The organism is Acidovorax sp. SUPP3334 (genome assembly GCF_030159055.1).
Taxonomy (GTDB): Bacteria; Pseudomonadota; Gammaproteobacteria; order Burkholderiales; family Burkholderiaceae_C; genus Paracidovorax.
Genome location: NZ_BQXQ01000001.1, coordinates 97,934 through 117,891 on the forward strand (window position 1 = coordinate 97,934; position 19,958 = coordinate 117,891).

General features: G+C 59.9%; 21 protein-coding genes and 1 tRNA gene. 9 read left to right on the forward strand and 13 right to left on the reverse strand.

Going from position 1 to position 19,958, the window contains the following annotated elements; genetic code table 11:
* Positions 1-40 precede the first annotated feature (40 nt).
* The 3 genes from argJ to AVHM3334_RS00440 are packed head-to-tail and all read left to right on the forward strand — an operon-like array spanning position 41 to position 2,614.
* On the forward strand, positions 41-1,270 hold the full coding sequence (gene argJ / locus AVHM3334_RS00430; RefSeq protein WP_284408690.1) for a bifunctional glutamate N-acetyltransferase/amino-acid acetyltransferase ArgJ: 1,230 nt from the start codon (positions 41-43) through the stop codon (positions 1,268-1,270).
* Positions 1,271-1,293: 23 nt separating this feature from the next.
* Positions 1,294-2,166 (forward strand): ATP-binding protein, encoded by an 873-nt coding sequence (locus AVHM3334_RS00435; protein ID WP_284408825.1) that lies wholly within the window; start codon positions 1,294-1,296, stop codon positions 2,164-2,166.
* A complete protein-coding gene (locus tag AVHM3334_RS00440) occupies positions 2,159-2,614 on the forward strand; it encodes an NUDIX domain-containing protein (protein ID WP_284408692.1) in 456 nt (151 codons plus the stop codon). The genes AVHM3334_RS00435 and AVHM3334_RS00440 overlap by 8 nt, the downstream gene beginning before the upstream one ends.
* A 40-nt stretch (positions 2,615-2,654) precedes the next feature.
* Here AVHM3334_RS00440 and AVHM3334_RS00445 read toward each other — a convergent pair whose 3' ends face one another.
* The 8 genes from AVHM3334_RS00445 to AVHM3334_RS00480 form a co-directional block, all read right to left on the reverse strand.
* Positions 2,655-2,912 carry a DNA gyrase inhibitor YacG gene (locus tag AVHM3334_RS00445; protein ID WP_284408696.1) on the reverse strand — a complete coding sequence of 86 codons (258 nt, stop codon included), beginning with the start codon at positions 2,910-2,912 and terminating at the stop codon, positions 2,655-2,657.
* A 13-nt stretch (positions 2,913-2,925) separates the two neighbouring features.
* Complete coding sequence (zapD, locus tag AVHM3334_RS00450; protein ID WP_284408697.1) at positions 2,926-3,681, reverse strand: cell division protein ZapD; 756 nt, start codon at positions 3,679-3,681, stop codon at positions 2,926-2,928.
* A gap of 63 nt (positions 3,682-3,744) precedes the next feature.
* Positions 3,745-4,365, reverse strand: coding sequence for a dephospho-CoA kinase (coaE, locus tag AVHM3334_RS00455; RefSeq protein ID WP_284408698.1), 621 nt, complete (start codon positions 4,363-4,365; stop codon positions 3,745-3,747).
* Between the two features lie 2 nt (positions 4,366-4,367).
* Positions 4,368-5,264 carry a prepilin peptidase gene (locus AVHM3334_RS00460; protein WP_284408700.1) on the reverse strand — a complete coding sequence of 299 codons (897 nt, stop codon included), beginning with the start codon at positions 5,262-5,264 and terminating at the stop codon, positions 4,368-4,370.
* Positions 5,264-6,481 carry a type II secretion system F family protein gene (locus AVHM3334_RS00465; protein WP_284408702.1) on the reverse strand — a complete coding sequence of 406 codons (1,218 nt, stop codon included), beginning with the start codon at positions 6,479-6,481 and terminating at the stop codon, positions 5,264-5,266. The genes AVHM3334_RS00460 and AVHM3334_RS00465 overlap by 1 nt, the downstream gene beginning before the upstream one ends.
* Before the next feature lie 19 nt (positions 6,482-6,500).
* On the reverse strand, positions 6,501-8,234 hold the full coding sequence (pilB, locus tag AVHM3334_RS00470; protein ID WP_284408703.1) for a type IV-A pilus assembly ATPase PilB: 1,734 nt from the start codon (positions 8,232-8,234) through the stop codon (positions 6,501-6,503).
* 113 nt (positions 8,235-8,347) lie between these two features.
* Positions 8,348-8,424, reverse strand: a tRNA-Pro gene (locus AVHM3334_RS00475).
* A gap of 13 nt (positions 8,425-8,437) precedes the next feature.
* Positions 8,438-9,367 carry a polyprenyl synthetase family protein gene (locus AVHM3334_RS00480; protein ID WP_502869827.1) on the reverse strand — a complete coding sequence of 310 codons (930 nt, stop codon included), beginning with the start codon at positions 9,365-9,367 and terminating at the stop codon, positions 8,438-8,440.
* A 254-nt stretch (positions 9,368-9,621) separates the two neighbouring features.
* Here AVHM3334_RS00480 and rplU point away from each other — a divergent pair, with 254 nt between their 5' ends.
* The 4 genes from rplU to proB all read left to right on the forward strand — a co-directional run bounded on the left by rplU (position 9,622) and on the right by proB (position 12,620).
* Complete coding sequence (gene rplU / locus AVHM3334_RS00485) at positions 9,622-9,933, forward strand: 50S ribosomal protein L21 (RefSeq protein WP_092741307.1); 312 nt, start codon at positions 9,622-9,624, stop codon at positions 9,931-9,933.
* A gap of 14 nt (positions 9,934-9,947) precedes the next feature.
* Positions 9,948-10,205: a 50S ribosomal protein L27 gene (gene rpmA, locus AVHM3334_RS00490; protein WP_092741305.1), complete on the forward strand. Its 258-nt coding sequence runs from the start codon at positions 9,948-9,950 to the stop codon at positions 10,203-10,205.
* Positions 10,206-10,324: 119 nt separating this feature from the next.
* Complete coding sequence (gene cgtA, locus AVHM3334_RS00495; RefSeq protein ID WP_284408707.1) at positions 10,325-11,395, forward strand: Obg family GTPase CgtA; 1,071 nt, start codon at positions 10,325-10,327, stop codon at positions 11,393-11,395.
* Positions 11,396-11,474: 79 nt separating this feature from the next.
* On the forward strand, positions 11,475-12,620 hold the full coding sequence (gene proB / locus AVHM3334_RS00500) for a glutamate 5-kinase (protein WP_284408709.1): 1,146 nt from the start codon (positions 11,475-11,477) through the stop codon (positions 12,618-12,620).
* A 55-nt stretch (positions 12,621-12,675) separates the two neighbouring features.
* On the opposite strand, the gene AVHM3334_RS00505 is transcribed toward proB, so the two are convergent.
* Positions 12,676-13,383: an RNA pyrophosphohydrolase gene (locus tag AVHM3334_RS00505; protein WP_284408711.1), complete on the reverse strand. Its 708-nt coding sequence runs from the start codon at positions 13,381-13,383 to the stop codon at positions 12,676-12,678.
* 91 nt (positions 13,384-13,474) lie between these two features.
* Here AVHM3334_RS00505 and AVHM3334_RS00510 point away from each other — a divergent pair, with 91 nt between their 5' ends.
* Together AVHM3334_RS00510 and AVHM3334_RS00515 are read left to right on the forward strand one after the other, a co-directional pair.
* Positions 13,475-15,217 carry a proline--tRNA ligase gene (locus AVHM3334_RS00510; RefSeq protein WP_284408713.1) on the forward strand — a complete coding sequence of 581 codons (1,743 nt, stop codon included), beginning with the start codon at positions 13,475-13,477 and terminating at the stop codon, positions 15,215-15,217.
* The gene (locus tag AVHM3334_RS00515; protein WP_284408715.1) at positions 15,214-15,882 is read left to right on the forward strand and encodes a lytic transglycosylase domain-containing protein; all 669 of its coding nucleotides are present in this window, start codon (positions 15,214-15,216) and stop codon (positions 15,880-15,882) included. Before AVHM3334_RS00510 ends, AVHM3334_RS00515 begins: the two co-directional genes overlap by 4 nt.
* Before the next feature lie 59 nt (positions 15,883-15,941).
* On the opposite strand, the gene paeA is transcribed toward AVHM3334_RS00515, so the two are convergent.
* From paeA to prmC, 4 genes are all read right to left on the reverse strand, one after another.
* Entirely contained in the window at positions 15,942-17,270 is a 1,329-nt protein-coding gene (gene paeA, locus AVHM3334_RS00520; protein WP_284408717.1) for a polyamine export protein PaeA, read from the reverse strand.
* 113 nt (positions 17,271-17,383) lie between these two features.
* A complete protein-coding gene (locus tag AVHM3334_RS00525) occupies positions 17,384-18,391 on the reverse strand; it encodes an AAA family ATPase (protein WP_284408719.1) in 1,008 nt (335 codons plus the stop codon).
* A 163-nt stretch (positions 18,392-18,554) separates the two neighbouring features.
* Positions 18,555-18,881: a Grx4 family monothiol glutaredoxin gene (gene grxD / locus AVHM3334_RS00530; protein ID WP_284408721.1), complete on the reverse strand. Its 327-nt coding sequence runs from the start codon at positions 18,879-18,881 to the stop codon at positions 18,555-18,557.
* Positions 18,882-19,040: 159 nt separating this feature from the next.
* The gene (gene prmC / locus AVHM3334_RS00535; protein WP_284408827.1) at positions 19,041-19,901 is read right to left on the reverse strand and encodes a peptide chain release factor N(5)-glutamine methyltransferase; all 861 of its coding nucleotides are present in this window, start codon (positions 19,899-19,901) and stop codon (positions 19,041-19,043) included.
* Positions 19,902-19,958 lie beyond the last annotated feature (57 nt).

A 19,958-nucleotide genomic window follows, 5' to 3' on the forward strand; every position in this document is an offset into this window, starting at 1 on the left:
CCTTTCCTATTTCCTCCTTCACCAGCCGAGACCCATTGCCATGCCCGTGAATCTGATCGCGCCGAATCCTGCAGACCTGCACCCTGTGCCTGGCGTACGCCTGGGTGTGGCGATGGCCGGGGTGCGCAAGGCCAACCGCCGCGACCTCACCGTGCTGCTGATCGACGAAGGCGCCACGGTGGCTGGCGTGTTCACGCAAAACCGCTTCTGCGCAGCACCGGTGCAGGTGTGCCGGGAACACCTGGCCGGCGGCCAGGCCATCCGCGCCATCGTGATCAATACGGGCAACGCGAATGCCGGCACGGGAGCGGAAGGGCTGGCGCGGGCACGCACCACCTGCCAGGCTGCAGCCGGCCTGCTGGGGCTGGCGCCATCGCAGGTGCTTCCTTTTTCCACCGGCGTGATCATGGAACCGCTGCCGGTGGAACGGATCGAGGCGGGGCTGCCTGCCGCCATTGCAGACGCACAGTCTGGCCATTGGGCGCAGGCTGCCGAAGGCATCATGACCACCGACACCTTGCCCAAGGCGTTCAGCCGCCAGGTGGAAATCGGCGGCACCACCGTGACGGTAACGGGCATTAGCAAGGGCGCGGGCATGATCCGCCCCAACATGGCCACCATGCTGGGTTTTTTGGCAACCGACGCGCGTATCGAGCCCGCACTGCTGCAGCCACTGCTGCGCGAACTGGCGGACCGCTCGTTCAATCGGGTCACGATCGATGGCGACACGTCCACCAACGACTCGTTCGTGGCCATCGCCACCCAGCAGGCCAACCATGTGCCGATCGTGTCGATGGACAGCGCAGAAGGGCAAACGCTCAAGGCCGCGATGCTGGAGGTCGCTCAAAAGCTCGCGCAGGCCATCGTGCGCGACGGGGAGGGTGCCACCAAATTCATTACCGTGCGTGTCGAGGCTGGCAAGACGGCTGAGGAATGCCGGCTGGTGGCGTATGCGATCGCCCACTCGCCGCTCGTCAAAACGGCGTTTTTTGCCAGCGATCCGAACCTGGGCCGCATTTTGGCGGCTGTGGGCTATGCGGGCATTGGCGATCTGGACCAGACCCTCATCGAACTGCATCTGGATGACGTTCATGTGGTGACCCAAGGCGGGCGCAACCCCAGCTATCGTGAGGAAGATGGCCAGCGTGTCATGAAACAAAGTGAGATCACCGTCCGCGTGGGACTGGGCCGTGGCGATGCTGCAGACACCGTGTGGACCTGCGACTTCAGCCATGAGTACGTGACGATCAACGCCGATTACCGGTCCTGATGCCGCTGCCCGCCACGAACCCTATGAATCAAGCTTTCGAACATCTGATGCTGCGGGCGGAGCAATTGATCTCCCGCATCGAAGCCGTGCTGCCTCAGACCTTGTCTGCACCGGATTGGTCTTCCTCCATCGCATGGCGCTATCGCAGGCGCAGCGGTGGCCATGGCACGCTGGAGCCAGTGCGCCACGTGGCTGGCATGGGGCTGGACGATCTGAAGGAAATCGACGCACAGAAGGAAAAGATTCAGCGCAATACCGAGCAGTTCGTTGAAGGCCGCCCGGCCAACAACGTGCTGCTGACCGGAGCCCGTGGTACCGGAAAGTCATCGCTCATCAAGGCCTGTCTGAACACCTATGCGCCGAAGGGCCTGCGCCTCATCGAAGTAGACAAGGCGGACTTGACGGACCTGCCTGACATCGTTGAGGTCGTGGCTGACCGGCCTGAGAAATTCATCGTCTATTGCGACGACTTGAGTTTCGAAGAGGGAGAGCCGGGGTACAAGGCGCTCAAGTCGATCCTGGACGGATCGGTGGCCGCCTCCACACCGAACGTTCTGGTGTATGCCACCAGCAATCGCCGGCACCTGTTGCCCGAGTACCTCAAGGAAAACCTTTCGTACACCCATACGGAAGATGGCGAAGTGCACCCCGGCGAGGTAGTGGAAGAAAAAATTTCGCTGTCGGAGCGGTTTGGCTTGTGGGTCAGCTTCTATCCGTTCAGCCAGGATGAATATCTGGCCATCGTCGCGCAATGGCTGTCGTCGCTGGGCGTTGGCGAGAGCGAGATTGCATCAGCACGTCCACAGGCGTTGGTGTGGGCGCTGGAGCGGGGCTCGCGCAGCGGCCGGGTGGCTTATCAGTTTGCGCGCGACTATGCGGGGCGGCAGCATGGTTGATGTGGCGGCAGAAATCCAAGCCAGAGCGCATACCGAAGTGGCTGTCGGCATTTTGCTGCGGGCGGATGGTGCCATGCTGCTGTCCACCCGTCCCCCAGGCAAGCCTTATGCCGGCTACTGGGAATTTCCCGGCGGCAAGCTGGAGGCCGGCGAAACCGTAGAGCAAGCCTTGCGCCGTGAACTGATCGAGGAACTTGGAGTGACCATCGACGCCGCGTCCGTGTGGAAGGTGACGGAGCACGACTATCCCCACGCCCTGGTTCGGTTGCACTGGTGCAAGGTATGGGATTGGCAGGGCGACTTTGAAATGCGCGAAGGCCAGACCATGGCTTGGCAGCAGTGGCCATTGCAAGTCGCCCCGGTGCTTCCGGGTGCGTATCCCGTGCTCGAATGGCTGGCCCAAGAGCGAGGCGAAGTTTTCAATCCCGCAGCTCTTGGGTTGCTATAAAAATAATAGCTGCTTGCGCTTATGGAATAAGCGCGGGAGGCTATTTTTCCCAAGAACCCGGAGGAAGTTGAGGGAGGTGCGGGAGTCTTTCGGAGGATTCCAGTTCTTCCTGTGGCGCCTCGGTCGGGACGCGAAACTCTTCGCTCGCCCAGGCGCCCAAGTCGATCTGTTTGCAGCGCTCGCTGCAAAATGGACGGAAGGGATTGGCCGGGCTGTACAGACTTTTGCCCCGGCAGGCGGGACACGTTACATATTTGGCCCCGGGCAGGTCGGGAGACTGTGGCAGGGAACGGCTCATGGTCGGGAGGCGTTCAAGCGCACAGTGTCAGTTCGAAAGCGGCGTCTTCATTGGCCGCGTGCAATTTTCCGTCGGCATGCTGGCGCATCAACCGCACCGAGACGATCAGACGGTTACCGCTGATTTCCGGAATGAGATCCAGCGAAGGATCAATGCGCAGGCGCAGTAGCTGAAAAGTACGGCCTTGGGGCAAGGTTTGCTGGAACTGCCCGTGATCCGCCGCCACCTTTTGCGGCACTCCCGAATCACGCAGCAGCTTGAGAAGCACATAGAGGGACTCTGCCAGCGGTGCCAGCGTGGTCGCCCAGGACTCCAGATCATGTTGCCGCTTTTCTGGTGAATGGTGTTGCCACGCGTAGTACGCGGGCAGATCGAAACCGCAAGTGCCTCCAGGGATACCGACCCGGCTGCGGATGCTCATCAGCCAATCGTTCTCTGCCAGTGCTTGGCCTGCCTTGCCGGTCTGCGCATTCAGCCCTGCGAAGCAGCGATCCAATTGCGCAATGATTCCATCCAGCACGGCTTCTGAAATCGACGGATTGCCCCGGTAGCCATCTAGCTGGTGCTTGTGCTTTTCCAGGTCCTTGAGCACATCCGATTTCAAATCAGCGCGCGCTGCGACATCCATGATTTCGAAGACCGTCACCAAAGCATAGTGATGGTCCAGCGGATGGTGGCGCGGAATCAACTCCCCCAAGCGGCGAAACAGCTGCTCAAGCCGCAAATAGGTTCTTAGTCGTTCGTTGAAGGGATATTCGTAAAGGATCACGCTGCAGGGTTCCTGGGGCACACGGCTGGCGCTGCCAGCTTCGCGCGTCCGGTATGCCGCGAATCATAGCCCGAACCGCTGGGCGATCTGCAGCACTGCCGATTGGAGCCCTTGCAGGGTGACTCCATCGTTGTGCAGCACGATGTCTGCCGCCTCCCGGCGATCCTTGCGCGATGCCTGGGCTGCCAGAATGCCTTCTACCGTGGCGCGCGGCAAGCCATTACGCTGCTGAACGCGTTGAATCTGTGTTTCTGTCGAGCAATCGACGACCAGAATCCGGTCGAGTTGCTTCACCCAGTGCCCCGACTCGATCAGGAGGGGAATGTCGAAGACGACGATGGCAGCGCCATTCTGGGCTGCATGCAAAGCCATTGCCTGTGCTGCCTGGCTCACCAAGGGATGAATGATGCCTTCCAGCCGTTGGCGTGCCAGTGGGTCGTTGAACACCAGCTCTCGCATCCGCTCGCGGTGCATTGCTCCATGCTCGTCAATGAGTTCGTCTCCGAAGGCCTGACGGATTGGGCCGATGGCAATTCCGAGCGGTGTCGTCGCCTGGCGCGAAAGGTGATCAGCGTCGATCAGTACAGCACCTTGGGCCACCAACATCTGAGCGACCGTGCTCTTTCCACTGCCGACGCCCCCGGTCAATCCCAAGCGGAGGGCTGTTTGCCGTTTCGGCTCCATGTTCAAAGCCCGAGGCTGCGCAGCAATCCTTGCAGAATGGCTTCTGGTCCAAATACCATCGCGGCAAGGCCCGAGCCGACCAAGAAAGGACCGAAGGGGATGTATCCGCCTTCACGCAATTGGCTAGCGAATTTCATGCCGATGCCAACAAAGGCCCCAATCACCGATGCGATGAGGATGATGGGCACCAAAGCCGGCCAACCGAACCATGCACCCAGCGCGGCAAACAGCTTGAAGTCGCCGTGCCCCATGCCCTCTTTACCTGTGACGAGTTTGAAAGCCCAGTAAACCGTCCAAAGTGAAAGATAACCTGCCACGGCACCCATGACCGATACGAACAGTGGCACGGCCGTCCATTGCAATGCCGAGGCAATCAAGCCTGCCCAGAGCAACGGCAACGTAATGTAGTCAGGCAACAGCGTGGTGTCCCAATCGATGAAGGCCAAAGCCATCAAGGCGGCTGAAAAGCCGCACCATGCTGCAGTCGTGAGAGTCAATCCCCAATGCCAGCCGCAGAAGAAAAAAAGACAGCCCGTAGCCAACTCGACCAAAGGGTATCGGGGACTGATCCGTGACTTGCACGCAGAACATCGGCCTCGGAGCCACAAATAGCTCAGGACTGGGATGTTTTCATGCCATCGGACGGCATGCCCGCATGATGGACAGCGTGATGGTGGGGCCCACAAGTTGAACGATTCGACGGCTCTCGCGACCGTCTCCGTAGGCCCCTCCAATGCCGCACTATTGTTTTCTGTCTGCGCTACAAAATCCGCGCACTCGGCTGCCCATTGGCGCTCCATCATCTTGGGCAAGCGATGGATCACTACATTCAGGAAACTGCCGATCAGCAGGCCCAAGAGGCCTAGGAGAGCCGCGTTTCCCCATACCCCTAGTTCCATCACACCACTTGGCCCAGCTTGAAGATTGGCAAATACATCGAAACCACGATGCCACCGATCAGAGTTCCCAAAAACACGATGATGATGGGTTCCATCAGGCTGGAAAGCCCTGCGACCATTTCATCGACTTCGGCTTCGTAAAAGTCAGCAGCCTTGCCCAGCATGTGATCGATCGAACCAGATTCTTCACCAATGGCGCACATTTGAATCACCATTGACGGAAACACATTGGCATTGCCCATTGCCGCAGTCAGACTGGTCCCGGTGGATACTTCCTGCTGGATCTTTTCCGTGGCCATGGAATAGACGGAATTGCCAGAAGCTCCTCCGACAGAGTCTAGTGCTTCGACAAGCGGAACACCTGCTGCAAACATCGTGGACAAAGTGCGTGTCCAACGGGCTACACAGGATTTGTCGATTAGGCTTCCAAAAACAGGAATGCGCAATAACAATCGATCCATAAATATCTGCATCTTTTCACTGCGTCGCCACGCCTGCATAAAAAAGTAAAAACCCCCGCCCAATACTCCAAAAATCAACCACCACCACTTTACAAATACCTCGCTAATTCCCATAACAATAAGGGTCGGTGCAGGTAGTTCGGCTCCAAAGGATGTAAAAACTTCTTTAAATGCTGGAATTACAAAAATCATGATTACCGTCACCACTACAAAGGCAACGATTATCACTGAAATAGGGTACATCAACGCAGATTTTATTTTCGATTTGATGGCCTCAGTTTTTTCCATATACATGGCCAATCGATCTAACAGGGCTTCCAAAATACCGGCTGCTTCTCCAGCTTCCACTAGATTGCAGTAGAGGCTGTCAAAATACATGGGATATTTGCGGAATGCAGCGTTAAGCGATGTTCCCGTTTCAACATCACTTCGAATATCATTGAGCAGTTTCGTCACGCTAGCATTTGTGTTGCCACGACCAACAATGTCGAAGGATTGCAGCAGCGGGACACCTGCCTTCATCATGGTGGCCATCTGACGGGTGAACAATGCAATATCTTTGGGCTTGATCTTCTTGCCCGAGCGCATGCGCCTTTTTTTAATCTTGGTTGGCAATACACCTTGCCTGCGCAATGTGGCTTGGACTTGATTTTCACCAGCAGCGCGAACTTCTCCACGAATAATCTTGCCACTTCTGTCTTTGCCCTCCCACTCGAAGACGAAGTCCTTGATATCCCTCGATGCGGCGGTTGCCATAGTATTCCTCGCGACTCACTTATTCGTTTGTAACGGCCAATACTTCTTCTAAAGAAGTCAGTCCCATCTTGGCCTTGTGAAGGCCCGCGTCGCGCAAGGAGCGTACACCTTCCGCCTTTGCCTGCTTTGCAATTTCAAGCGCACTGCCATCTCTCAAAATAATGCGTTGAATTTCTTCTGAAATCGGCATCACTTGATAAATGCCCAGCCGCCCCTTATAGCCATTGTTGCAAGCTGAGCAGCCCACCGGCCTGTATGTCACCCATGTACCGTCGATGTCATCGTCCTTGTAGCCCGCTTCAAGCAGTGTTTCATGTGGAATGTCTGCGGGGGCTTTGCAAATTGGGCACAACCTGCGGGCCAAGCGCTGAGCAGTGATCAAAATTACGCTAGACGCTATATTGAAGGGCGCGATACCCATGTTGCGCATTCGGGTCAGCGTCGTCGGAGCATCGTTGGTGTGCAGTGTGGAAAGAACCAAGTGACCCGTCTGGGCGGCTTTGATGGAAATATCTGCCGTTTCAAGGTCGCGGATTTCACCGACCATGATGATGTCAGGATCTTGGCGCAGGAATGATTTCAGTGCAGTGGCAAAAGTCAGCCCAGCCTTTTCATTGACATTGACCTGATTAACACCCGGCAGGTTGATTTCAGAAGGGTCTTCAGCGGTTGCAATATTTACGCCTGCCTTATTAAGCAGGTTGAGGCAGGTGTATAGAGAAACGGTTTTCCCTGATCCCGTCGGCCCTGTTACCAATATCATGCCGTATGGGCGCCCGATTGCATGCATGAGGCGTTCTTTTTCCTCAGGCTCGTATCCAAGGGCATCAATGCCCAATTTGGCACTGCTCGGGTCCAAAATCCGGATAACGATCTTTTCGCCGAAGAGAGTCGGTAATGTGCTAACCCGAAAGTCAATGACACGATCAGGTCCGACTTTGAGCTTCATTCGCCCATCTTGTGGAACGCGTTTTTCCGAAATGTCGAGTCTCGAGATAACCTTGATGCGCGATGCCAGCTTATCTTTGATGGCTATCGGCGGGGAGGCGATCTCCCTCAATTCTCCGTCGATGCGGAATCGGACTCGGTATTGGTGTTCGTAGGGTTCGAAATGCAAATCGGAGGCGCGCATATTAAATGCATCCAAAAGCATTTTATGAAGAAACTTGACAATTGGCGCGTCTTCAACTTCATTGGCGCCTGCGTCTGAGTTGTCCGGCGCTTCTTCTACCTTAACGTCATCAAATTCGAAATCGCCGCCGCCCGAAAGACTCTCCATCGATTCGCCAACCGACTTGGTATTGGCTTCGACGAGTTTCAACAGCTTGTCGTATTCCGCAATAATCCAGTCAACCCCCATCTGGGTTGTAAACTTGATCTTTTCCGCAGCTTCCTGATCAGTAGGGTCTGCCGTGGCGACAATCAACCGATTGTTGCGCTTGCTGAGCGCTACAACGCGATAGGCTTGACAAATCTTCGGGTCAAGCAGGTCTTTAGGAATGCGAAGAGGATCGATTGCCTCCAAATCCAGCAGAGGTGCGCCAAACACGGCAGAGACAGTATGAGCAAGCTCTGCCGCTGAAACCGCTCCAGACCCTGTCAACTCAGCAATGAAACTGGTCTTGCTGATTTGTGATTTGCGGAAAATGTCTTCCGCTGACTTTTGACTCAGCTTGCCGGCTGACATCAATGCTCGGCCTAAGCCGGGCAAGGCAATTGCGGCGCCTTCTTTGGGTGCGATATCAACGGCCATGTAACCAGCAGCATCATGTGGATGGAAAGGAAACCATCCTAACATTGCTGAAGTGTTCAGGCCATGGCTCAAGTCGAGGGAGTGCGCCTAAACCACGAAGCTGTACGCTGAAGTGGTCGGGGTGAGAGGATTCGAACCTCCGGCCTCTACGTCCCGAACGTAGCGCTCTACCAGGCTAAGCTACACCCCGAATGGAGCGGTAATTAAAGTCGCCTCTCCAGTAGCTGCGAGGCTAATTGTAGCAAGCCGTCTGTATAGTGATTGGGTGGCAATTGCTGGGCTGCAGTAATTGCCTGCTGCGCCTGGAGTGCAGCAGCACTTCGCGTTGCTTCAAGTGCGCCAGTGCTTTTGACGATCTCTACGATGGCTGGCAGTTCTTCTACAGCCCCCGTTTGGATCGCGCTTTCGATCAGTAACCGTTGCTCAGAGGTGCCGCGCTGCATGGCAATGATCAGAGGCAAAGTCACCTTCCCTTCGCGAAGATCGTCGCCAAGATTTTTCCCCATCTCGGTCGAATCGCCGTCGTAGTCCAGCACGTCATCAATGACTTGAAAAGCGGTTCCAAGTGCTTGGCCATAGTCCGCGCAGACTCGCTCCAATTCTGGTGAACTGCGGGAAAGAATGGCGGCCAGACGTGCACTTGCTTCAAAAAGCTTGGCCGTTTTCGATCGGATGACCTCAAGGTAGCCTTGCTCGTCCAGCGTGGCGTCATGGGTGTTCATGAGTTGCTGGACTTCACCTTCTGCGATCACATTGGTGGCTTCAGAAAGGATCTGCATCACGCGCATGTCATCCGCATCAACCATCATCTGGAAGGCGCGAGAGTGCAAAAAGTCGCCAACCAACACACTGGCGGGATTCCCGAAGTTTTCATTGGCTGTAGCGCGTCCTCGCCGCAGAGTGGACTCGTCGACAACGTCGTCGTGCAGCAAAGTTGCGGTATGGATGAACTCCACCACTGCGGCCAAGTTAAAACGCTGGAAGCCTTTGTATCCCAGCGATCCACACATCAGCAGCAGTAGCGCTGGCCGCAAGCGCTTGCCGCCAGCGGAAATGATGTAACGCGCGATGTCTCCAACAAGAGAGACGGACGAGTTGAGCCGGGCGGCGATGACTTTGTCCACCTCGTGCATATCGTCGGCGATCAGAGCAAGGGTTGCTGAAGTGCTGGAGGTGGTTGTGGACAAGATGATCGTGTGCAGCGACGAAAAGCGGATTATAGGAATCGCTTTGTCCCAGGCTGGTGGCCATTCCTTTTTCTGGGGGCTTAAAGTCCGTGAAATCGTCACGAGGCGGAATTCTGGCAACTTGGCTAAAAAAAGCACCCGTGCTATAGTCGCAGGCTCTGTGGAAATTCGTCCACGGAACTCATTCAAAAGAGGTTTACATGTACGCGGTCATAAAAACCGGCGGCAAGCAGTATCGCGTTGCTTCCGGCGAAAAAATTAAAGTAGAACAGATTGCTGCGGACGTAGGCCAGGAAATTGTGATCGACCAAGTTTTGGCTGTCGGCAACGGCGCTGAAATCAAGGTTGGTACACCCCTGGTGTCCGGCGCAACCGTCACGGCGACTGTCGTGGCGCACGGCAAGCACGACAAGGTTCACATCTTCAAGATGCGCCGTCGTAAGCACTATCAGAAACGCCAAGGCCATCGTCAGCAGTTCACTGAACTGCAAATCGGTGCGATTGCCGGTTAAAAGGAGCTGATGTCATGGCACAGAAAAAAGGCGGCGGCTCTACGCGAAACGGGCGTGATTCCAAGCCCAAGATGCTCGGTGTGAAGGCTTTCGGTGGCGAATTGATCAGTGCAGGCTCGATCATCGTCCGTCAGCGCGGCACGCGCTTTCATCCCGGTACGAACGTTGGTGTTGGCAAAGACCACACATTGTTCGCGCTGGTCGAGGGCCACGTGTCATTCGGCACCAAGGGCGCACTGTCCAAGCACACGGTCAATGTGACGCCGGCCTAAAGCCCGTCCTTAGATGCTTTCGAAGCCCCGATCTGTCGGGGCTTTGTCGTTTTGGAAGTGCTTGCCGCGGATGGCCATGCCGCGTACTTTCTCGACTCTGTTTTGTAAACTGGATACCCATGAAGTTTGTCGACGAAGCCTTTATCGACATTTCTGCCGGAGACGGCGGCAATGGTTGTGTGTCGTTCCGGCATGAAAAATACAAGGAGTTCGGCGGACCCAACGGTGGGGACGGCGGCAGGGGCGGGCACGTCTTTGCTGTGGCCGATCCAAATCTGAATACGCTGGTCGATTTCAGGTATTCGCGGCGGTATGAAGCCCGCCGTGGAGAACACGGCATGGGTTCTGACATGTTCGGCGCCGCTGGCGACGACATCACGCTCAAGATGCCGGTGGGCACCATCATCAGCGACTCGGAAACGGGCGAGGTGCTCTACGAATTGTTGGTGCCGGGCGAGGTGATCACGATTGCCAAGGGAGGCGATGGCGGATTCGGCAACATGCGCTTCAAGAGCGCTATCAACCGTGCGCCGCGGCAAAAAACGCCTGGATGGCCTGGTGAGAGAAAGAGCCTGAAACTGGAACTGAAGGTGCTTGCCGATGTGGGTCTGTTGGGAATGCCCAATGCTGGCAAATCCACGCTGATCGCTGCCATTTCCAATGCACGTCCGAAGATCGCAGACTACCCGTTCACGACGCTCCACCCAAATTTGGGAGTGGTTCGTGTCGGTCCGGAGCAAAGCTTCGTTGTCGCAGACATTCCTGGGCTGATCGAAGGTGCTTCCGAGGGGGCTGGGCTCGGGCACCAGTTCTTGCGCCATTTGCAGCGCACTCGACTTCTGCTGCATGTCATTGATGTCGCGCCGTTCGATGAGGCGGTGGATCCTGTCGCACAGGCCAAGGCCATCGTGGGCGAACTCAAAAAATATGACATGGGGCTTTATGAAAGGCCGCGGTGGCTGGTGCTGAACAAGCTCGACATGGTTCCAACGGAAGAGCGCGAAGCCCGTGTGAAAGACTTCGTGAAGCGATTCAAGTGGAAGGGGCCCGTCTTTGAGATTTCAGCATTGACGCGCGAAGGTTGCGAATCCTTGATCCACGCCATTTTCAAGCACGTGCAAGCGCAGCAAAAAGCGGAGCAGGTGCCCGAGGAAGTGGATCCACGGTTTGTCAGCGATCAGCCAGAGTAAAGATTCCGCCTCGCTAATGCTCTTCATCTAATAGCTGCTCGCGCATGCCTGATGTGCGCTAGCAGTCACTATCCTTCATATGGTTTCCAGCATATTGCGTGATGCACGCCGCATTGTTGTCAAAGTGGGCTCCAGCCTCGTGACAAACGAAGGGCGTGGTTTGGATGAGGCGGCGATTGGAGAATGGAGCCGCCAGTTGGCTGCGCTGGCGCGTGGCGAATCGGGCGCTCGGCGCGAGGTGGTCATGGTTTCCAGCGGCGCGATCGCGGAAGGCATGAAACGATTGGGCTGGGCGACTCGTCCTCATGAAATACACGAACTTCAAGCGGCGGCTGCGGTCGGGCAGATGGGGCTCGCGCAGATGTACGAAACCAAGTTGCGAGAGCAGGGGCTGGGCAGTGCGCAAGTGTTGCTGACCCACGCTGACCTCGCCGATCGGGAGCGGTATCTGAATGCCCGATCTACCTTGCTCACGCTCCTGCGCATGGGTGTGGTGCCGGTGATCAACGAAAACGACACGGTGGTCACTGACGAAATCAAGTTTGGCGACAACGATACCTTGGGCGCGTTAGTGGCGAACCTCATTGAGGCGGATGCCTTGATCATCTTGACGGATCAAAAGGGACTCTACACGGCAGACCCCCGGCGTAACCCCGACGCGCAATTCGTGCACGAGGCCCAGGCAGGTGATCTTTCCCTGGAGGCCATGGCGGGCGGCGTGGGTTCCAGCATTGGCCGGGGCGGCATGATCACCAAGATCATTGCTGCCAAGCGGGCTGCGGGTTCAGGCGCTTCGACCGTCATAGCCTGGGGGCGGGAGACCGACGTGCTGGTACGGCTGACACAAGGGGAGGCGATCGGCACCCTTCTGGTGGCACAGACGCAGAAGAAGCAGGCGCGCAAGCAGTGGATGGCGGACCATTTGCAGCTCAGAGGCTCCGTGACCGTGGATACTGGAGCGGCCGCCAAATTGCGGGCGGAGGGCAAGAGTCTTTTGCCGATCGGCATGGTCGCGGTGGAGGGAGATTTTTCACGGGGCGATGTCATCGCCGTGCGTGATGAGGCCGGCGTGGAGGTGGCTCGCGGCCTGGCCAACTATTCAAGTGCAGAGGCGCGGTTGCTGTGCCGCAAGCCTTCCACGGAGTTCGAGCGTCTGCTGGGTTATGTTGCGGAGCCGGAAATGGTGCACCGTGACAACATGGTTCTTGCAGCTCTGGCCTACTGATGTGTGGCGCTGTTCGAAGATGTTTGCTGCCTCTCCAGAGGAAAAGCAGCAAACCTCAAACCAACTTAGGCGACAACTGAACGGGAGAAAGCTGGATTCCAGCGGCTTGCTCGGCCGGCGCTGACGGTGACTTGCTCTTTTGAGGGTCAGGGTCGAAGCTGGCGCCAGGGGGCATTTCCATGCACGGGCTGACCAGTAGCGAGCCTGCACGGTGCATCGGCATGCCGCTTGGAAGACCTTCGCCTTCTCGGGAGCGCATGCCGCTGCGCAGGTAGCGATTGCGCTGCTCATGGCGTGGCAGAAAGCGAGCCAGTTCGGTCAGCGCCATTTCATACACGCCGCGCTTGAACTCCACCACCACGTCCAGCGGAACCCAATAGTCATTCCAGCGCCATGCGTCGAATTCAGGATGATTGGTGGCGCGCAGGTTCAAGTCCCAGTCGTGCCCCAGCAACTGCAGCAGGTACCAGATTTGCTTCTGGCCCTTATAGTGTCCGCGTGCATCGCGGCGGATGTACCGGTCAGGCACCTCATAGCGCAACCAGTCCCTGGTACGGGCAACCACGCGCACATGGCCCGGCTGCAATCCCACTTCTTCGTGCAGTTCGCGGTACATTGCCTGCTCGGGAGTTTCCCCCCGGTCGATGCCGCCCTGCGGGAACTGCCAGCTGTGGGTACGGATGCGCTTGCCCCAGAATACCTGGTTTTTCTGGTTGAGCAGGATGATGCCGACGTTCGGCCGAAAGCCGTCCCGGTCAAGCATAATCTAACCCCAATTTTTTAAACTGTGACCATTATGCACGGCGCCTTGTGCGCAGCAAGCAGACCGGGCGCAATTGCATGAAATCCCCCCAATGAAAGCGTCCCAATTTTTCGTATCCACCCTCAAGGAAGCCCCGGCAGATGCGGAAGTGGTCAGCCACAAGCTGATGACCCGGGCCGGCCTCATCAAGAAACTGGGCGCGGGCATTTACAACTACATGCCCATGGGGTTGCGCGTCATCCGCAAGGTGGAGGCCATCGTTCGTGAGGAAATGAACCGCGCTGGCGCCGTGGAGGTGGCCATGCCGGTCGTCCAGCCTGCGGAGTTCTGGCAGGAAACCGGCCGTTTCGACAAGATGGGCCCTGAACTGTTGCGTATTCAGGACCGGCACGGGCGCGACTTCGTGATTCAGCCGACCAGCGAAGAAGTGGTCACTGACATCGCACGCCAAGAGCTGCGCAGCTACAAGCAGCTGCCCAAGAACCTGTACCAGATTCAGACCAAGTTCCGGGATGAGCGCCGTCCGCGATTCGGACTGATGCGCGGTCGTGAATTCACCATGAAGGATGCGTACTCCTTCGACCGTGACCAAGACGCGGCCAAGGCCAGCTACCAAGTGATGGCTCAGGCCTACCGCCGCATCTTCGACCGCTTCGGCCTGACCTACCGTGCCGTGGCTGCGGACAGCGGCGCGATCGGTGGCGACCTGAGCGAAGAATTCCAGGTCATCGCCGCCACGGGCGAGGATGCGATCGTCTACTGTCCCCGGAGCGATTACGCTGCGAACATGGAAAAAGCCGAGGCGCTGGCACCGACTGGTCCGCGTCCAGCAGCGACCATGGCCTTGGCCAAGACGCCCACGCCCGGCAAGAGCACCTGCGCGGATGTGGCACAGCTGTTGGGCGTGGCGCTGCAGACCACCGTGAAATCCCTGGTGCTTGCCACCGACGAGACCAACGAAGCGGGCGAGATCGTCAAGACGCAGGTCTGGCTGCTGCTGCTGCGCGGTGACCACGACATGAACGAGATCAAGGTGTCCAAGGTGCCGGGTCTGGCGGGTTTCCGCTTTGCCACGGTGGGGGAGATCGAAGACCATTTCGGCTGCAAGCCTGGGTATCTGGGCCCGCTGCAGCTGCAAAAACCGGTGAAACTGGTGGTGGACCGCGAAGTGGCCGTGATGGCCGACTGGATCTGCGGGGCCAATGCCGTTGATTTCCACATGACGGGCGTGAACTGGGGGCGCGATCTGCCCGAGCCCGAATTGGTGGCGGATTTGCGCAATGTCGTGGCGGGCGACCGCTCGCCGGATGGCCAAGGGGAACTCGCCATCGAGCGCGGCATCGAAGTCGGCCATGTGTTCTACCTCGGCACCAAGTACAGCAAAGCCATGAACGCCACCTTCCTGGGCGAGGACGGCAAGCCCGCCTTCTTCGAGATGGGCTGCTACGGCATCGGCATCACCCGCTTGCCAGCCGCCGCCATCGAACAGAACCATGATGATCGCGGCATCATTTGGCCCGATGCGATCGCTCCTTTCACGGTGGTGGTGTGCCCGATCGGCATGGATCGCAGCGCAGAGGTCAAGGCCGCGGCCGAGCAGCTCTACGGCGATCTGCTGGCGGCCGGGGTGGACGTGCTGCTGGACGACCGCGGCGAGCGCCCGGGCGCGATGTTCGCCGATTGGGAGCTGATCGGCGTGCCGCACCGCGTGGTGATTTCCGACCGTGGCCTCAAGGAAGGGCAACTGGAATACCAGCACCGCCGCGACACTGCGGCCACGAAAGTCGCAACGGCCGAGATTCTGGCGCACGTCAAGGGCCGGCTGACGCCATGAGCGCCATGCAAGGAGGGGCCGGGGCCGTTTCGCGCCGCGCCTGCCTGGTGTCCTTGTCCGCGGGGCCTGCCGCCTGGCTGGCTGCTCCGCAGGCCGCGCACGCGGGGGGACAACTGGAGGAGCCGCTGATCGATTCAGTGCGCACTGCGCTGAGCTCCGCCGTTTTGAATCAGGCGCCGCCCGAGCCCCAGTTCGGTACGACCGAAGCCAGGTTGCTGTACCTGCGCTGGCTCGGCACCATGAGCGATCGGCTGCGCCGCCGCAAGCCGGAATGGGAAGTACGCCGGGATTTCCTGCAGACCGTCTGGTACGAGTCCAAGCGGGCAGGCCTGGACGTGTCGCTGGTGCTCGGCCTGGTGCAGGTCGAAAGCGCATTCCGCAAGTTCGCCGTGTCCAGCGTGGGCGCGCGCGGGTACATGCAGGTGATGCCGTTCTGGACGCGGGTGATCGGGGACGGCGATCCGGGCAAGCTGTTTCACATGCAGACCAACCTTCGCTTCGGCTGTGTGATCCTGCGCCACTACCTGGACCGTGAGCGAGGCGATCTGTTCATGACGCTGGGGCGGTACAACGGCAGCCGTGGCCGGCCGCAATACCCCGATGCGGTGTTCGCGGCGCAGCGAAACTGGATTTTCCAGGATCGCATCACGACCGCAGCTGCCTGACCCAGCGCTTGCCAGCCGCTTGGCTGGCGGCGATCTGGAGGCGAAGCAGGCGTGACCCTTCAGGCGGTGCTGCTGGGTGCGATGGCAACGCCGTTCGCATCCTGCAGCCGCGAGACCATCACCTGGTCGATGCGGTAGCTGTCCACGTCCAGCACTTCGAACTTGTAGCCGCCCCAGTTCACGCTGTCGGTGCGGCGCGGCACGCGCCGCAGCATCACCATGAGAAAGCCGGCCAGCGTTTCGTACTCTTCGGCGTGGGGCAATTCGTCCAGATTCAGGGCACGCAGCACATCTTCGACCGGAGTGACGCCGTCGATGAGCCACGAATTCTCGTCGCGACGCACGATCTGGTCCTCGTCGGCCGGGCCGACCACGAGGTCGCCCATCACCGTGCTCATGACGTCGTTCAAGGTGACGACACCCACCACCAGGCTGTATTCGTTCACGATGACCGCGAAGTCTTCATGGACCTGCCGGAACTGCTCCAGCACCTCCGACAGCGAGAGCCGGTCCGGCACGATGAGCACCTTGCGCACCAGGCCTTCGTCGGCCAACGAGATGGGCTGGTTGTTCAGCACGCGCTGGAAAAGATCCTTGGCGTCCACGTAGCCCACGACGTGGTCGATGTCGCCATCGCACACGGGATAGGTCGAGAAAGGCTCTTCGGCGATTCGGGCACGGATCACGGTGTCGGGGTCGTCGCGCAGAAAGTACGCGATGCGGTCGCGCTGCGACATGGCGCTGCCCACCATGCGCGTGTCCAGTTCGAACACGTTTTCGATCACCTGCTGCTCGCGCGCGGCCAGCACGCCCGCGCGGGCGCCGGCTTCCATCATGGCCAGGATGTCGTCGGAGGTCACGCGGTCGTCCCGCAGCGACGAGAGACCGAGCACGCGGAACAGCAGGTCGGCGCCGCGGCTGTACAGCCAGACGACGGGCCGCAGCACCGTCATGAGCAGTTTCATGGGCGCCGAAACGCGCAGTGCCAGGCGCTCCGGGTTCGCCATGCCCAGCCGCTTCGGGAACAGGTCGGCCAGCAGGATGAACAGCGAGGTGATGATGGTGAACGACGCGAGGAAGCCCGCCGTCTCCGCCCGCGGGTTGCTCAGCCAGTAGGCGAACAGTTCGGTGAAATGGGGGCTGAGCGCGCCTTCACCCACGATGCCGCCCAGGATGGCGACGGCGTTTTGCCCGACCTGCACGACGGTGAAATAGTCGCCCGGCTGCTCCTGCATGCGCATGACGCGGTCGGCACGGTTGTCGCCCTCGTCGGCCATCTGGCGCAGGCGCAGGCGGCGCGAAGCCGCCAGGGAGATTTCCGCGATGGAGAAGAACGCGCTGGCCACGATGAGGAGGCCGATGACAAAGAGGCTTTGGGAGAGGGTCATGGGACGTCAGGCGCCGCCATGATCGTGCCGTGCGCCAGCGTGCCGAGTGTAGCTTCCCCGTCACGCCCCCCGTTCCGCCCGAAACGGGGCGGGCAGGTGGGCGAGGCGGTGCGCTACTGCAGGAAGCCGATGCGCGATTTTCCGGCGCCGCCGCGCGGCAGGTCGCTCGCCTCCACCGTGCCCCGGCGCTGCAGGCGCGCATTGCCGAAGCCGGTCATCAGGGCACGGCGCATTTCGCGCGGTGGCATCTGCGCGAGCTGGTCCAGCACGTCGGACTGCGGCTCGGGGTCGAGCATGCGGCCCCAGTCGTGGCCGTTGCGGATGCCCTGGTACAGGATGCGAGCGATTGCGCGGGCCTGCTCCGGCGTCGGTGCTTGCACCTCGAACACGTTCATGCGGTTGAGGATGGGGTCGGGAATGCCTCGCTCGTCATTGGCCGTGGTGATCCAGATGACCTGGCTCGCATCGATGGCGACCTCGGCGAACTCGTCGGTGAAGCTCTGCGCCGTGTCGTGCTCCAGCAGGCCGTACAGCGCCCCGAGCGGGTCGTACTGCGCATCGCTGGCGGCCTTGTCGATCTCGTCCACGACGATGACGGGGTTGGCGTATTCGCCCTCTACCAGCGCCTCGAACACCTTGCCGGGCCGTGCGCCCTTCCATTGCGACGACGAGCCCGACAGCAGCCAGCCGGCGGTCATCGAACTCATGGGCACCAGGTTCATGCCGGTGCCGAGCAACTCGGCCAGGTGCCGCGCGAAATGGGTCTTGCCGATGCCCGGCGGCCCCAGCAGCAGCATGGGCGTGACTTCGAGCCCGTCGCGGCTGTCCTGCGCCAGGGCCACATGGCGCTTCACGTCGTCGAGCACGTCGGTGAAGTTGGGCAACTGGTCGTAGAGGTGTGCCATGTCCGGCACGCCGGCGGGCTTGACCTGGAAGCGCTCGGGGCCGCGTTCCAGCATGCGTTCATACACCGAGCGCAGATTCTCGTATTCGCGCTGGCTTCCACTGTCCTGCAGCCGCGTGAGCTTGCGCTCGACGTCGTTGGGGTGGAACACGTTGCGCATCTGGGCGACCGGCATGCTCAGGGCCGGCGTTTGCGGAACAAGGCTGTGTGTCGTCATGGCGCGCTCCTGTTTGAGGGAAGTCACGCATCCATTCAAGCACACAACATGCCCACCCTCAACGGCGGAAAAACCCCGTCAACCCGGCCTTGTTGCGCCCATGCAAAAAGCCGCCAAAAGGCGGCTTTCGGTCAGGCAAGTCCCGCATGTGCGGGCTGCCGGGTCATTCGCCCTGCGCGCCCAGCACCTGCTTGAGCTCGCCCGACTCGTACATCTCCATCATGATGTCCGAGCCGCCGATGAACTCGCCCTTCACGTAGAGCTGGGGAATGGTGGGCCAGCTGCTGTATTCCTTGATGCCCTGGCGGATTTCCGGGTCGTCCAGCACGTTCACGGTCGCCACGCTCTTGGGGTCCACGCCGCAGGCCTTCAGGAGCTGGATGGCGCGGCCGGAGAAGCCGCACATCGGAAAACTCGCGCTGCCCTTCATGAACAGCAGGATGTCGTTGGATTTGACGAGGGCGTCGATGCGTTGCTGGGTGTCGCTCATGGGTTGCTCCTGGAAATGGCCGTGGATCGGCGGCAAGGCGTGATTATTTCACTGTCGGCGAAGGCTTTGGCAGGCTGCGGTCATCCGCGTCAAGGCCCTGGCGGCAGCGCTCCCGCTCACATGGGGACGGTGCGGCGCTTTCCAATGCCGCGCGAGCGTTCATCCAGCGACCGGCCGGCGGCCGCCGGTGCAGCGGGCGTGGCCGGCCAGATCGGTGCGGCTTTGCACTTCGGCGAAGCCGGCTGCGCTCAGCAGCGCCAGCACCGACTCGGCCTGGTTCCAGCCGTGCTCCAGCAGCAGCCAGCCGCCTGGCACCAGATGGGGGAGGGCTTGCCCCGTTATGGTGCGAAGATCGTCCAGGCCGTCGGCGCCGCTGGCCAGGGCGTGCAGCGGTTCGTGGGTGAGGGCGGCCAAATGCGGATCGTCGGCAGCGATGTAGGGCGGATTGGAGACGATGGCCTCGAACAACGCGCCTTCCGCCAGCCCGGACAGCCAGTCGCCCTGTGCAAAGCGCACGGGCAGACCCAGCCGTTGGGCATTCGCGCGGGCCACCTCCAGCGCTTCGTGGCTGGCATCGACTGCCAGCACCTGCGCCTCGGGCCGCTGGCTTTGCAGCGCGAGGGCGATGGCTCCGCTGCCGGTGCCGAGATCCGCGACGCGGGGAGCGGCGATGGGCTGCAGTACCTGCAGCGCCCAGTCCACCAGCGTTTCGGTGTCGGGGCGCGGGTCGAGCACCCGGGCATCGACCTCCAGCGCCAGCCCATAAAACTCCTTGCGGCCCGTGAGGTAGGCCACCGGCTCGCCCGCCGCGCGGCGCTGGCACAGCGCCAGGAAGGCGGTCTGTGCGGAATCGGGCAACGCATCGGTGTCGTGCGCCAGCAGCCAGGCGCGACCGGCGTCGGGACGGCCGATTGCGTGCAGCAGCAATAACTGGGCGTCGATGCGCGCCAGCCCCAGGGTATGGGCCTGCGCCAGTGCCTGGGCCAGTGCCTGGGCCAGTGTCGGGGAAGTGGTCACTATGAAATCAATAGCAGTGCAGGCAATGAAGACGCCGGCGACGGGGCGATTCGGCGTTCA